The organism is Streptomyces populi (genome assembly GCF_002911015.1).
In the GTDB taxonomy this organism is placed as follows: domain Bacteria; phylum Actinomycetota; class Actinomycetes; order Streptomycetales; family Streptomycetaceae; genus Streptomyces; species Streptomyces populi.
The window spans coordinates 153,561-166,855 of sequence record NZ_KZ626847.1; the positions used below are offsets into that span (position 1 = coordinate 153,561).

General features: G+C 73.0%; 11 protein-coding genes. 4 read left to right on the forward strand and 7 right to left on the reverse strand.

All coding sequences use genetic code 11. The features are described from left to right. Positions 1–34: 34 nt before the first annotated feature. The 3 genes from CW362_RS07115 to CW362_RS43200 form a co-directional block, all read right to left on the reverse strand. Positions 35–958: a pyridoxamine 5'-phosphate oxidase family protein gene (locus CW362_RS07115; protein ID WP_103548502.1), complete on the reverse strand. Its 924-nt coding sequence runs from the start codon at positions 956–958 to the stop codon at positions 35–37. A gap of 350 nt (positions 959–1,308) precedes the next feature. Next, entirely contained in the window at positions 1,309–1,593 is a 285-nt protein-coding gene (locus tag CW362_RS07120) for a DUF1876 domain-containing protein (RefSeq protein WP_103548503.1), read from the reverse strand. Positions 1,594–1,604: 11 nt separating this feature from the next. Continuing rightward, positions 1,605–1,883, reverse strand: a complete 279-nt coding sequence (locus CW362_RS43200) for a hypothetical protein (RefSeq protein ID WP_162683983.1) — start codon at positions 1,881–1,883, stop codon at positions 1,605–1,607. A 574-nt stretch (positions 1,884–2,457) separates the two neighbouring features. Here CW362_RS43200 and CW362_RS07130 point away from each other — a divergent pair. From CW362_RS07130 to CW362_RS07145, 4 genes are all read left to right on the forward strand, one after another. Continuing rightward, on the forward strand, positions 2,458–3,327 hold the full coding sequence (locus CW362_RS07130) for a universal stress protein (RefSeq protein ID WP_103548505.1): 870 nt from the start codon (positions 2,458–2,460) through the stop codon (positions 3,325–3,327). Between the two features lie 37 nt (positions 3,328–3,364). Then, positions 3,365–4,840, forward strand: a complete 1,476-nt coding sequence (locus CW362_RS07135; RefSeq protein WP_103548506.1) for a bifunctional aminoglycoside phosphotransferase/ATP-binding protein — start codon at positions 3,365–3,367, stop codon at positions 4,838–4,840. Between the two features lie 576 nt (positions 4,841–5,416). Continuing rightward, positions 5,417–5,692, forward strand: coding sequence for a hypothetical protein (locus CW362_RS44005; RefSeq protein ID WP_206300885.1), 276 nt, complete (start codon positions 5,417–5,419; stop codon positions 5,690–5,692). Between the two features lie 72 nt (positions 5,693–5,764). Next, positions 5,765–8,092, forward strand: a complete 2,328-nt coding sequence (locus CW362_RS07145) for a heavy metal translocating P-type ATPase (RefSeq protein ID WP_103548507.1) — start codon at positions 5,765–5,767, stop codon at positions 8,090–8,092. Positions 8,093–8,235: 143 nt separating this feature from the next. Here the strand turns inward: CW362_RS07145 and metX are convergent, their stop codons facing one another. The 4 genes from metX to CW362_RS07165 form a co-directional block, all read right to left on the reverse strand. Beyond that, the gene (gene metX, locus CW362_RS07150) at positions 8,236–9,408 is read right to left on the reverse strand and encodes a homoserine O-acetyltransferase MetX (RefSeq protein WP_103548529.1); all 1,173 of its coding nucleotides are present in this window, start codon (positions 9,406–9,408) and stop codon (positions 8,236–8,238) included. After that, on the reverse strand, positions 9,405–10,766 hold the full coding sequence (locus tag CW362_RS07155) for a bifunctional o-acetylhomoserine/o-acetylserine sulfhydrylase (RefSeq protein ID WP_103548508.1): 1,362 nt from the start codon (positions 10,764–10,766) through the stop codon (positions 9,405–9,407). Before CW362_RS07155 ends, metX begins: the two co-directional genes overlap by 4 nt. Positions 10,767–11,192: 426 nt before the next feature. After that, positions 11,193–11,561 (reverse strand): MerR family transcriptional regulator, encoded by a 369-nt coding sequence (locus CW362_RS07160; RefSeq protein WP_103548530.1) that lies wholly within the window; start codon positions 11,559–11,561, stop codon positions 11,193–11,195. A 58-nt stretch (positions 11,562–11,619) separates the two neighbouring features. Further along, positions 11,620–12,654 (reverse strand): MDR family NADP-dependent oxidoreductase, encoded by a 1,035-nt coding sequence (locus tag CW362_RS07165; protein WP_103548509.1) that lies wholly within the window; start codon positions 12,652–12,654, stop codon positions 11,620–11,622. Positions 12,655–13,295: the final 641 nt, after the last annotated feature.

Genomic DNA, 13,295 nt, shown 5'->3' on the forward strand with positions numbered 1-13,295 from the left:
CGGACGGAAGGGACAGGAGTGCGCGACGGGGCGCCTATCGATCCGCCGCGGTGATCCTGCGGCCGGTGAGGCTCGTCGGTCGGATCGACACCCACATCCCGCGTTCACCGCCCGCCCACGGCCGGGTGTGGGCCCGCTCGGTGAGCTCGCGCACGGCGTCGGGATCGGTGGTCACGCTCGCCGGGCCGACGGCGAGCACGCTCCAGCCCTGACTCAGGGCGTCGTCCACGTGGTCGACCTCGAAGGCGACCTCTGCTCCGACAGCCGCGGCGGGCAGCGAGTCGGGGGCGGTTCTGAACGTGATCGTGTCGTCGAAGAACTCGTAGTTGACCGGGACGACCGCCGGGCGGCCGTCGGGCGTGGACACCGCGATGCGTCCCACGCCGTGGGTGGACAGCAGGGCGCGGCACTCGTCCGGGGCGAGATCCTGAAGCCGTGGACGCGGCAGCGCGCGGCCCTGGCCCGGCGGCAGGTCGGCTCCTCCTCCGCGCAGGGCGGCCGCCGTGGTGCCCAGCGCGTCGGCCAGTCTGATGAGAGCCGCCAGGCTCGGGTCGGCGGGGTGTTCCTCGATGTACGACAGGTAGCGGGGCGACATCCGCGCGCGGCGGGCGGTCTCCTCGACGCCGAGTCCTTGTCTGCGCCGTTCGACGGCCACACGCCGGCCGACGTCACCGGGGCCGGGAGAACCTGCCGCCGGGCTCCTGGGGGAATCGGCCTTCGTCGGGCCGGCGTCCTGAGCGACGGGCTCGTGAACCGCTTCCGGCCGTCCGTGTTCAAGATGGTGGATGTGCGCGTCGGGCCCGGGGAACACGAGCGCCGTCTCCTCCGTGTCGGACCAGCGCACGTCGTACGGCGGTGTGCCGTCCGCGTGGTGGAGTCCCACGATCTCCCCGTCGCGCCGGACCGCGCCGGACCTCGTGCCTTCGATGACGAGCTGATCGCCCAGGTGAGCTCGCATGGTGGCCGCCCTCTCTTGATGATGGTGCTGTGTTTCGCGGGGTTCCGGGCTCGGCCGTCGGTCTCGATGCGCCGCGCCCGCCCCTTTCCGGTCCTGGGGGCTCTGACCGTCAGCACGCCGTCGCCCAGTTCCGTGCCGATGTTTTCGGTGTCGGCGCCCGTGGCCCGCTCCCGCCGGACGCGGGCCACCCGCCGTGGGCGAAGGCCGCGTGCATCAGCCGATCCTTCCTGGTGCGGAGGTCGTCCGGCTCGCGCAGGACGACGGGTCGCGTGTCGCCGCCGTGTCGCGCTGGGTGCCTCATGGGGTCCCCTTCCTCGGTCCGGGCGCTTCGGTTCCGGACGGGTCGTGGCTCACAGGGACCACGCGGCCCTCTCGCGCCCGTCCGGCCGCGGTGCGCCCACCCCCTCGATGTCGTGCTCGGCGACCCGCAGCAGCTTCCGGCCGAGGTCGTTCAGTGCGCGGCCGGCCGCCAGTTCGTCACCGATCTCCGGGACGTCGGCGTCCGCGGGATTGCAGTGCGCGGTCCCGTGACCGGTGAGTTCCGCGGTACCGGTGTCCAGTACCACGCGTGCCTTCGTCGTTCCCCCGTCCTCGAAGAGGTGGAGACGACACTTCCATTCCGACGTGTGCGACATGGTCTTGCTCCTCACGTGGGTACCGGCTGCCGTGGTGCGAGCCGCTCCTCGATGTCGTGCAGGACGCGGGCGGCGAGCGCGCTCGGCCGCTCCGAGGTCGTGGCGCAGGGTGCGACCGACGCCCGGATCCGGCGGGCCGCGGGCGCGGAGCGTTCGGGGCGTGCGGCGACCGGTGCGACGCGGAGGTCACGGACGGACAGGCTGAACGCGGCCGGGGCGGTCGTCCCCTCCCGCGAGCAGGACTCGGCCATCGTCACTTCGTACGGATCCGTGGTCGTCGCGTTCGTCATGAGTGCCGCCTCCTCGGCCCGTGTCCGGCCGCCGGCCCGCCACCGGAGGAAACGCGCGGACCACAGCGGCTCCGCCCGCTCCCCCTCGGTGCCCCACTGCCTGGACCTGTGGCGGTCCAGCAGCAGACACGTGCCCGCCCAGGCCCTGTAGACCCCGAAGGCCGTGCCGAACGCGGCCGCGCCGCCCAATCGTCCGGCCGGCGGTTCTCGCGTCGAGCTGGCTCGTCGGCGGGCGCGGGCGGGCCGTACGTGGACGGTTCTCGGGCGTTCACGGGTCGGCCTCCAGCGGTTCGCTGGTCCCTCTCCCCCCCCACTCCTGCCCTCAGTCTCGAACACGGGCGGGTCCGGGTCATAGGCCGAAGGTCCCTGGTGCGCCGGTTTCCGGTCCCAGGAGGCCGACGGGCTTTCCGCCCCTCCGGTCCACATGCGCGTCGGAGTGGAATGAGGTACTCCTCGAAGGGAGAGAACACGCCGTACCCGATATGGCGGCGGCGTCCGGAGCGAGCTCACCACCGGACTCGTCCCACGTCGCACCCCCTCATCCCCCGCTTCGTACCAGACGGAGGCCGCCGCCATGCAACCCGTCGTCACCGTGGGCCTCGACGGCTCGCCCGAGAGCCTGGCCGCCGCACGCTGGGCCGCCGAAGAGGCCATGAAGCGCGGACGCGCCCTGAGGCTGCTGCACGCGTGGCCGTTGCTGGCTCAGGAACCGGCCCACACCGCCCCCGAGGTCGACCAGAACTACTGGGCCAAGCGTCTGGTGCACACCGCGGAGGCCGAACTGCGGACACGTCACCCGGGCCTGAACGTCATCGGCGATCTGGTCCCGGAGGACGCACAGGAGGCCCTGATCAAGGCGGCGTCCGAGTCCGAGATGCTCGTGCTCGGCTCCCGGGGGCTGGAGACCGTCGAAAGCTACTTCCTGGGCGACGTCAGCATGCCGGTCGTCGCGCGGGCCGAGCGGCCCGTCGTCCTGGTCCGCGCGGATCCGACGACGGAAGAGCCGTCCCCCGCACGCGTGGGGCGCGTGGTGGTGGCGTTGAAACTTCACGGCTCGGGCGAGGCGTTGCTCGACTTCGCGTTCCACACCGCCGCGGCCCGGGGCGTGCCCCTGCTGGCCGTCCACGGCCGCAGCGTGCCGCTCCACGCGCGCATGCCCTGGGGCGCGGACCACGAGGTCGCCGAGGAGATCACGAGGGAGGCGAAGCAGCAGCTGACCGGCGTGCTCCACCCGTGGCGCGAGAAGTACCCACAGGTGCAGGTGGCCGACAGCATCCGTCTGGCGAGCCCCGCCAAAGCCGTCCTGCGGGCCGCGGAGGACGCCGCGCTGCTGGTCGTCGGCCGCCGCGCGCACCGGCACGGAGTGACACCGCACCTGGGTCCCGTGGCCCACGCGGCCCTGCATCACGGACGCTGCCCCGTGGCCGTCGTACCCCATGACTGACCCCGTCCGCTCCGTGGGACCATCGCCCCGGGCGGAGGTGCGCGAGACCCACACCGCGATCGTGTTCTTCGCCGGTGACCGTGCCTACAAGGTCAAGAAGCCCGTGGACCTGGGGTTCCTCGACTACACGACGCGCTCGGCCCGCAGGGCGGCGTGCGAACGCGAGGTCGCCCTCAACCGCCGCTTCGCACCGGATGTGTACTTGGGCCTGGGCGAGGTCTCCACTCCCGACGCCGAAGCCGGTGAGCCGCTCGTGGTGATGCGCCGGATGCCGACGGACCGACGCCTGTCCCAGCTCGTGCGATCGGGTGCGGTGCCGGACGACGTGCTGCGGGCTGTGGCGCGGCGGCTCGCCGCCTGGCACGCGAAAGCGCCCCGTGGCCGGGACGTGGACGAACAGGGCACGCGGGACGCGCTGGCGGCGCGGTGGGAGGCGAGTTTCGCACAGATCCGCGCGTTGGCCGGCGAGGGCCCCGTGCCCGACGGGGTGCCCGAGATCGAGCGGTTGGTACGCCGATATCTCGCCGGGCGCGAGCGGTTGTTCGACTCCCGCATCGGGCAGCGGCGGGTGGTGGACGGCCACGGCGATCTGCTCGCCGAGGACGTCTTCTGCCTCGACGACGGCCCCCGCATCCTGGACTGCCTCGAGTTCGACGACCACCTGCGGTACGTCGACGGCCTCGACGACGCCGCCTTCCTCGCCATGGACCTCGAACAGCTCGGCGCCCCGGAGGCGGCGGCCCACTTCCTGGCCTGCTACAGCGAGTACTCCGCGGACCCCGCGCCCCCGTCACTGTGGCACCACTACGTCGCCTACCGCGCGTTCGTCCGCGCCAAGGTGTCGCTCATCCAGGCGGAGCAGGGAATGCCGGGAGCGGAGACGGCGTCACGCCGTCTGGTCTCCACGACCCTGCGCCACCTGCGCACCGCCGCCGTCGGACTGACGCTCGTGGGCGGGCTGCCGGGCAGCGGGAAGTCCACCCTCTCCGGTGCCCTGGCCGACCGGTTGGAGGCCACCCTCCTCAGCAGCGACCGTCTCCGCAAGGAACTGGCGGGCATCCCGCCCGAGCGGTCGGCGGCGGCCGCCTACGGCGAGGGTCTGTACACACCCGAGTGGACGGACCGGACCTACGCCGCCCTGTTGGACCGCGCGGCCGCCCTGCTGTCGTCCGGCGAGTCCGTGCTCCTGGACGCCACCTGGTCCGCGCCGGAACAGCGCGCGGCGGCACGGGAAGTGGCCGAGCGTACCGGTGCCGACCTGGTGGCCCTGCACTGCCGAGTGCCGGACGAGGTGTCGGAGGCCCGCCTGAGCACGCGTTCCTCCGGGCCGTCCGACGCCGACCTCGACGTCGCCGCCGCCATGGCGGCCACGGAACCCCCCTGGCCCGAGGCCGTCGCCATCGCCACCAGCGGGCCGCTGGAAGCCGCCGCCTCCCGAGCCCTGGCCGCCGTACGGCCGTGGGGCACCGGCCAGGCGCCGGTCTTCCGTCGGCCCTACATGGAACCGGATTAGCGCCACGACGGACACAGGTCCGGTACCACGATGACCTGGTTGCCTGGTTGCCTGGTTGCCTGGTTGCCTGGTTGCCTGGTTGCCCGGGAGCCACTCCGTCCACCACCGACCGCGGAACGTGCCCTCGCGGAGGTGGTCCTGCTCTGCGAACCCCCGCCGACCGCCCACGACGCCTACGAGGTGTTCGCCCACGGCACCACCACGGGTCTCCTCAAGGCACCGCACCCCTGACGCGAGGCCGAACAGTACGGCGGGCGTGGGCCGGTCGGCCGGTCGCCGGGGCCCTCCGGCCCTACACGCCGTCCGGTGCGCGGCGGTCTCATGGAAGTGAGCCGGGGGCCACAGGAGGACGCGGAGAAGCGGAGCGAAGCCGCGCACCGCGTGATTCGGGCCCGCAAGAAGCGGGCGGCCCCCGGCCCCACGACGCCGTGAACGCCACCATCGGTGTGCCGGGCCATGTCCTGCGGCCGAAGCGCGGTCGCGCCGGGCTCGACGACGCTGGTGGAGGCCGGTGCGACCGCCGCCCGACGAGCGGCCCGTAACGGCAGGCCGCGCGGTTCCGAGGTGTCGGACGCCATGACCACGACCGCCGGCCTCGGGGACCAGGGCGTCGAAAGCGTCTTCGGCATGATCCGTCCGACACGGGTGGCCCTGGTCGGTTCCGGCGAAGTCGTCGACCGACCGGGGACCGTCGACGGCCTGCTCGGCGAACGGTCCGGTGTCCGCATCGAGGACGAGGACGCGGCCCGGCTCACCACACTGTCCGACAGCGCCGACCTCCTTCTCGCCCGCTCGGCGTCCCTCCGACGCTTCCGTCCGGTCGGAAGCAGGGCCGGACGTCCCCTTCCGTGAGGGCCGAGCACCACGATGGGATGGAAGGAGACCGATCCGGCGGGCAGCGTGCCGGAACGACCGAGGTGAGCCATGAACCACTCGACTCTCACCGTGCTACTGCACCGCGTGAGCGCCCCGGACACGGCCAGAGGGCTGGAACCGGTTCTTCTGGTTGTCACCGCGGCCGCCCTCACCGGCGGCGGCATCGCTTGGCTCGTGAACTCCCCGGACCTCGCCGGCCTGCTGTGGGCTCTGGGCACCGTGGCTGCCGTCGTCCCCGCGGTGGGGTGGGTGCTGGCCGAACTGCGGCACGGACACGGGGGCGTGGACCTCATCGCCGTACTCGCACTCGGCGGGACCCTGGCAGTGGGGGAGTACCTGGCCGGTGCCCTGATCGCGCTGATGCTCGCCACCGGACGCACCCTGGAAGCCGCGGCCCGGCAGCGCGCCTCCCACGACTTGTGCGCCCTGCTCGAACACGCGCCGCGCTCGGCACGTCGGCGCACGGACGCGGGAGTGACGGCGGTACCGCTGGACCAGGTCGTCGCCGGAGATCTGCTCGTCGTTCGTCCCGGTGAGGTCGTGCCTGTCGACGGCCGTGTGGAAAGCGCCGCCGTGCTCGACGAGTCGGTGCTCACCGGTGAGCCCGTCCATGTCGAGCGGCTCCGGGGCGAAGGAGTGCGCAGTGGTGTGGTGAACGCCGGGGGCGTCTTCGAATTGCGGGCCACCGCCACCGCGAGCGACAGCACCTATGCGGGAATCGTTCGGCTCGCCCAGCAGGCCAAGGCCGGGTCCGCGCCTGTCGTGAGACTGGCCGACCGCTACGCCGCTTGGTTCGTGCCCCTTTCCGCCGTCGTCGCGGGACTGGCGTGGCTGATCAGCGGCTCCGCCGTCCGGGCGGTCGCCGTCCTGGTCGTGGCCACCCCCTGTCCGCTGCTGCTGGCGGCCCCGGTCGCGATCGTCTCCGGCCTCTCCCGCGCCTCCCGACTCGGCGTGATCGTCCGCGACGGCGGAGCACTGGAGAATCTCGGCCACGCTCGCACCCTCCTGCTCGACAAGACCGGCACCCTCACCCGGGGCCGTCCGCGCGTCCTCGGCATCACCGCCCGCCCCGGCCTCGAACCCGCTGAGGCCCTGCGTCTGGCGGCCTCGCTCGACCAGTACTCACCCCATGTCCTGGCCCAGGCCATCGTCGACACAGCCAGAGAACGCGAACTGGAACTGACGACCGCGACGGACGTCACCGAGGAACCCGGCAGGGGCGCCACCGGCGTCGTCGACGGGCACAGGCTGGCCATCGGCCGCCTGGATCCCGGCCACGCACGGCCCGCCTGGGCCAGGGGGGTCGACAACCGCGCCCTCCTCGACGGAGCGGCCGTCGCCTGGCTCGCCCTCGACGGAGAGCCGGTCGGCGCCGTCCTGCTGCGCGACCCCGTGCGCCAGGACGCCCCGCGCACCCTGCGTCACCTGCGTGCGGCCGGGATCCGGAGGTTGTTGATGCTCACGGGTGACCGTGCCGCACAGGCCCAGGAAGTCGCCGCCGTCCTCGGTCTGGACGGCGTGCGTGCCGAGCTCGGTCCGGCCGACAAAGTCGCCGTCGTTCGTGCCGAGCGCGAGCACGCGGTCACCGTGATGGTCGGGGACGGCGTCAACGACGCCCCCGCCCTGGCCGCCGCCGACATCGGCGTCGCCATGGGCGCGCGCGGCTCCACCGCCTCCTCCGAGGCCGCCGACATCGTCCTGACCACCGACCGCGTGGATCGCCTCGCCGACGCCGTCACCATCGCCCAGCGCTCACGCCGTATCGCCGTCCAAAGTGCCCTCGGCGGCATGCTGATGTCCCTCGTCGCCATGGCCGCGGCCGCCGCCGGCCTGCTCCCACCCGCCGTCGGCGCACTGCTCCAGGAGGGGATCGACGTCGCCGTCATCCTCAACGCCTTGCGTGCCCTGCGCGTCGACCAGGCCGTACGTCCGGCCGTCACCCCCGAGGCCGAAGCGCTCATCCACCGCTTCGCCGACGAACACCTCGACCTCCAGGATGTCCTCGACGCCGTACGCGACGCGGCAGACCGCCTCTCCGACGGGTCCGGCCCCGCCGCACTCGCCGCGGTGGAGGAGACCCACCGCCTGCTGGTCGAACGGCTGCTGCCCCACGAGTACGCGGAAGAACACGAGCTCTACCCCGCGCTCGCCCCCGCCCTCGGTGGACCCGAGGCCACGGCCACCATGAGCCGGGCCCACTCCGAGATCACACGTCTCTCCCGTCGCATCGCCACCCACCTCGAACTGGCCCGTGCCCACGAGGGCCTTGCCTCCGAACAGATCGACGACCTGCGCTCCTGCCTCTACGGTCTCAACACCGTCCTGCGTCTGCACTTCACCCAGGAGGAAGAGAACTACTTCTCCCTGGCTCCGTGAGAGCGAGCCTCTCCGCCGTCAGGCGGTCGGAGCAGTGACAGCCCCGTGCTGTCGCCCTGGCGGCGTCTTCAGCCGTGCGCGACGACAGCGACAGGAACGGTGGCGTGGTGCGGGACCGCATGCATGACCGGGCCGGCGAACGGTCACGTCGTCTTCCGGTCGGCGTGTTTCCCGGCCACGAGTTCGTCCACGAGCGCCGCGACCTGTTCCACCTCGATGAGGAAGCCGTCGTGGCCGTAGGGGGACTCGATCAGCCTGAGACCGCCGGCGGTGGGGATGCCCGCCGCCAGTCCCGCCTGCTGGGCCGTCGGGTAGAGGCGGTCGGAGTCGACGCCCGCCACGAGGGTGGGGGCGGTCACCCGGCGCAGGGCGGCGCGCACGCCACCGCGGCCCCGGCCGATGTCGTGGCTGTTCATGGCCTCGGACAGCACGACGTAGCTGCCCGCGTCGAAGCGGCGCACCAGTTTGTCGGCGTGATGGCCCAGGTAGGACTCGACCTGGTACCGGCCGCCGTTCCAGGGGTCTTCCGCGCCCTGGGGCGTACGGCCGAAGCGGACGTGGAGTTCCGGCTCGCTGCGGTAGGTGACGTGGGCGATCCGCCGGGCCAGGCCGAGTCCGGTGTGCGGGCCACGGCCGGTGTCGTGGTAGTGGCCCTCGAGCCAGTTCCGGTCGGAGCGGATGGCGCGCAGCTGGACGTCGGCCCAGGCGATCTGTTCGGCGCTCGCCGCGGCGGTCGTGGCGAGCAGCAGGAGCGCACCGGTCCGCCCGGGGTACGACACGGCCCATTCCAGCGCCCGCATCCCGCCCATCGAGCCGCCGACCACCAGCGCCCAGCGGTCGATGCCGAGCGCGTCGGCCAGGCCCGCCTCGGCCGCCACCTGGTCGCGCTGCGTCAGGAAGGGGAAGTCGCCGCCCCAGTGGCGTCCGTCCGGTGTGAGCGAGGCGGGACCGGTACTGCCCTGGCAGCCGCCGAGGACGTTCGGCGCCACGACGAACCAGCGCTCCGGGTCCAGGGCGCGTCCCGGTCCGACGAGGCCGTCCCACCAGCCTGGGGTGGGGTGCCCGGGGCCGGCCGGTCCGGTGACGTGGCTGTCCCCGGTGAGGGCGTGCAGGACGAGGACGGCGTTGGAGGCGTCCGGCGCGAGCCGTCCCCAGGCCTCGAACGCGAGCCGCACACCCGGCAGTTCACCGCCCGCCTCCAGCGAGAGCGGCTTCTCGTGGCGGTACCACCGGCGACGCCCCGGCGGGTCCCCCTCCCGCCAGGCACCGGTGACCGGCGGAAGGGGTTCCCGGTGAGGCGTCGATACCGTGTTCAGGACGCGCCCTTGGCCGCGCGGAAGCCCGCCTCCAGGTCCGCCTTGAGGTCGGCGAGGTTCTCGATGCCGACCGACAGGCGCACCAGGCCCGGTGAGGCGCCGGTCGCCGCGAGCTGCTCGTCGTCGAGCTGGCTGTGGGTGGTGGACGCCGGGTGGATGATCAGGCTGCGTACGTCGCCGATGTTGGCGAGGTGGCTGAACAGCTCGACCGCGTCCACGAACCGCTTGCCCGCCTCCACCCCGTCCCGCAGCTCGAAGGAGACCACGGCGCCGGCGCCGCGCGGAAGGTACCGCTGTCCCGCCTCGTACCACTTGCTGGACTCGAGCCCCGGGTAGTGGACGGCGGCGACCTCGTCACGCCGCTCCAGCCACTCGGCCAGTGCCTGCGCGTTCGCCGAGTGCCGCTCGATGCGCAGGCTCAGCGTCTCCACGCCCTGCAGCAGCAGGAACGAGGAGTGCGGGGAGAGCGCCGGGCCGAGGTCGCGCAGCAGTTGTACCCGGAGCTTGACCGCGAAGGCGCCGGGGCCGAGGGCCGGCCAGTACCGCAGACCGTGGTAGCTCGGGTCCGGCTCGGTGAAGTCCGGGAACCGGTCGGGACGCGCGCCGAAGTCGAAGGTGCCGCCGTCGACGACCACACCCGCGATGGCGGTGCCGTGCCCGCCCAGGAACTTGGTGGCCGAGTGCACGACGATGTCCGCGCCGTGCTCGAGGGGCCGCAGCAGGTACGGGGTCGGGACGGTGTTGTCCACGATCAGCGGCACCCCCTCGGCGTGCGCGACGTCCGCGACCGCGCGCACGTCCAGCACGTTGCCGCGCGGGTTGCCCAGCGTCTCCGCGAACAACGCCTTGGTGTTCGGCCGGACGGCGGCCCGCCAGGCCTCGACGTCGTCGGGATCGTCGACGAAGGACACCTCGATGCCGAACCTGGGGAGCGTGTGCCGGAAGAGGTTGTACGTGCCGCCGTACAGCGACGTACTGGAGACGATGTGGTCGCCCGCGCTCGCGAGCGTGAGGAGGGCCAGCGTCTCCGCCGCCTGTCCGGAGGCGAGCGCGACGGCCGCGACGCCGCCCTCGAGCGCGGCGATCCGCTGCTCGAAGACGTCCTGGGTGGGGTTGTGGATGCGCGTGTAGATGTTTCCGGGTTCGGCCAGCGAGAACAGGTCGGCCGCGTGACGGGTGTCCCGGAACACGAACGACGTCGTCTGGTAGATCGGGGTCGCCCGGGCGCCGGTCGTCGGGTCGGGCGCGGCCCCGGCGTGAACCTGCCTGGTCTCGAAGGACCATGCCGAGGTGTCAGGTCCCGCGGGTACCTCTTCCGGGGTGTGGCCGGCGGTGACGGAATCGATGGGCTGGCTCATGGTGCCGCTCCCTGTACGGAGGGTGAGAGGGGGAAGGTGCGAGGAACCACGGCGCCATGGACCACTGCCGGTACGACGGCAGCGGTCGGCGCTACGCGGTGAAGGAGATGCTGGTCAGAAGCCCGAGCGTGACGTCAGCTCGCGGCGGGACAACCGGTGGTGGTGACACGCACGTAATCGACGTGGCGGCGGGTCACGAGCACGGTCATGGGCCCAGATAACCACATGACGCCGTCACGAACCAGCCAGGCGGGTGTGTTTCCCTCGCCGGAGGGCACGGCGGATCCGCCGCTCCGGACGGGCGCCGGTCCGGCGCCGGGGGATCGCCGGCCTCACGCACGGGAGGGTGCGCGACCGGTACAGCAGGGCGCACGACCCGTACAGGATCGGCCGCTTCGCCCGGCTCCCTCCGCCCCGCCCGTGGGTTCAGCCCTGCCCCGTCCGGTGTGCCAGGCGGTCGCGCAGGCGGGTCAGGCGGCCGATCTCGTCGTCGATGGCCGCCAGCCGTCGTTCGACCACGCCCGGGCCCGGGGAATCCGGCCCGCAGCTCGTGCAGGCCTGCTGCGGATTCTCGACCAGGAGATGAATCCGGTCGGCGACGGTGCGCAGGTCCTCGACGGTCAGCCCCAGGCCGAGCAGTTCACGGATGACACGGAGCCGGGCCACGTCCCCCGGCCCGTAGTGGCGTTGGCCGGCGGCCGTGCGCGTCGGCGGTCGCAGCAGCCCGCGTTCCTCGTAGAACCGCAGGGCCCGCGGGGTGGTTCCGGCTGCCGCCGCGGCGTCTCCGATGCGCATGACCACGTCGCCTCGCTTCGTGTCGGGCGCCCGCCCGCGCGGTACGGCGGCGAACGCTTCAGTGCGGCGGCAGTTCCACGATCACGGTCCCGAAGTGCCGCCCCTCGAACAGTTCCTGCAACGCTTCGGGGACGCGTTCGATGCCCGGGATCCGCACGTGCGGAAAGGTGATCTCACCCGCGCGCAGCCAGTCGCCGAACCGCCCGACCCACTCCTCCGCCGCGTCGGGATGGTCGGAGCCGTTGTATCCGCGCAGGGATATTCCCCGGGTGACGAGGCGGAAGGTGTCGATCTCCGCCGGAGCGCTGCCGCCGTCCCGGTGGGGTGACAGCTGGCCGGACAGCGCGCCGACGAGGGCGAAGCGGGCGCCGTGGCGCGCCACCTCGAGCGCGGCGGTCAGCTGCTGACCGCCCACGGTGTCCAGGACCACGTCGACGCCCTCGGGCGCGGCCACGCCCAACTGCCCTGCGAGCGACGGTGACCGGACGTCGGACACCACCACCGAGTCGTAGCCCAGTTCGGTCCGCAGCCGCTCGGCCTTGCCCGGAGAACGCGTACTGCCGATGACCCTCCCGGCGCCCAGCAGCCGGGCGACCTGGCCGGCCAGGGACCCCACCCCGCCCGCCGCGCCGGTGACGAGGACCGTGTCGCCGGGACGGATGCCGGCCAGCCGGGTCAACGCGCCGTAGGCCGCGCCCGACGACAGGTGGGCGGCCGGATCCGGCAGTACGTCGCCGACCACGGTGCAGTCCGCGGCGGTCACCAACGCGTGCTCACGCCACCCGAGCAGGTGCGTGACGACGTCGCCCGGCCGCAGCGGGCTGCCCGGTCCCGCGGCCACGACCTCGCCGACGGCGGGGCCGAAGAGCGCGTCACCGACGTGGATGGTCGGCAGCGGTACCCCCTCGGGCGCACCTCCGATCAACGTGCGCAGCCCCGGGAACACGAGGAAGTACCGGTTGCGGACGACCACTTGTCCGGGGCCGGGAACGGGCAGCCGCTGTGCGACGACGGCGAGCTCGGGGCCGGGCAGACCCTTGGGCTCGGTGACGAGACGGACCTCGCGGGTGACGGACGGCGGGGGAGTGGACATGGAAGAGCTCCTGGATCGAGGAGGGAGGCCCGGCGACGGAGGGCCGGAAGGAGGGTCCGGCTGTGGCGGGCCGGTGTGGGCGCGCACACGCTAATTCCTGACGTGCGGGTCAGAGGCAAGCACCGGCTGCCCGGGGACGCCTCGGCACGCGGTTCCACCGGCTGTCCGCCGTCCCTCCTCGGTGCACGCCGTCGACCGTCCGTACCGGCCAGTGGTCCACCCCTTGGACATGTCGCGTACCCCGGCGAGCGGTTGGCGACGGCTGTGCTCGGGGCCGCCGCGCCCGCGCCCGCCGCGTGTCCACCGAACCGGCCCGCGCTTCCCGGTGCTTCTTCGCCCCCATCCCCGCCGACCAGGCATTTCCGCGCCGTCGCGGAGTCGTCGGCAGGGGCCGCGAGGGGTCTGCTGCCATCCTCCCGACCCGTCCGCACGGGCCCGGCCCGAGCCGTCGGCCGGCACGGAACCATCCCGCCGCGCCAAGGAGTTCCGGACAAACGGAGAATCCCTCCGTGTCCGCGATGCAAGACCCGCTCCGAATTTCTTGACCACTCCGGCGGACGTCTGCTGAACTCCCGTTCCATGAACCCGCACGTGGTCCTCACCCGGCGGCGCCACATCGATCTGGCGCACGTCGCCAGCGC

What these genes read in the sequence shown, in the direction of transcription:
- CW362_RS07145 (WP_103548507.1), top strand. Translation starts at nt 5,765, where the DNA reads ATGAACCACTCGACTCTCACCGTGCTACTGCACCGCGTGAGCGCCCCG.
- CW362_RS44005 (WP_206300885.1), top strand. Translation starts at nt 5,417, where the DNA reads ATGACCACGACCGCCGGCCTCGGGGACCAGGGCGTCGAAAGCGTCTTC.
- CW362_RS43200 (WP_162683983.1), bottom strand. Translation starts at nt 1,883, where the DNA reads ATGACGAACGCGACGACCACGGATCCGTACGAAGTGACGATGGCCGAG.
- CW362_RS07165 (WP_103548509.1), bottom strand. Translation starts at nt 12,654, where the DNA reads ATGTCCACTCCCCCGCCGTCCGTCACCCGCGAGGTCCGTCTCGTCACC.
- CW362_RS07155 (WP_103548508.1), bottom strand. Translation starts at nt 10,766, where the DNA reads ATGAGCCAGCCCATCGATTCCGTCACCGCCGGCCACACCCCGGAAGAG.
- CW362_RS07130 (WP_103548505.1), top strand. Translation starts at nt 2,458, where the DNA reads ATGCAACCCGTCGTCACCGTGGGCCTCGACGGCTCGCCCGAGAGCCTG.
- CW362_RS07120 (WP_103548503.1), bottom strand. Translation starts at nt 1,593, where the DNA reads ATGTCGCACACGTCGGAATGGAAGTGTCGTCTCCACCTCTTCGAGGAC.
- CW362_RS07115 (WP_103548502.1), bottom strand. Translation starts at nt 958, where the DNA reads ATGCGAGCTCACCTGGGCGATCAGCTCGTCATCGAAGGCACGAGGTCC.
- CW362_RS07160 (WP_103548530.1), bottom strand. Translation starts at nt 11,561, where the DNA reads ATGCGCATCGGAGACGCCGCGGCGGCAGCCGGAACCACCCCGCGGGCC.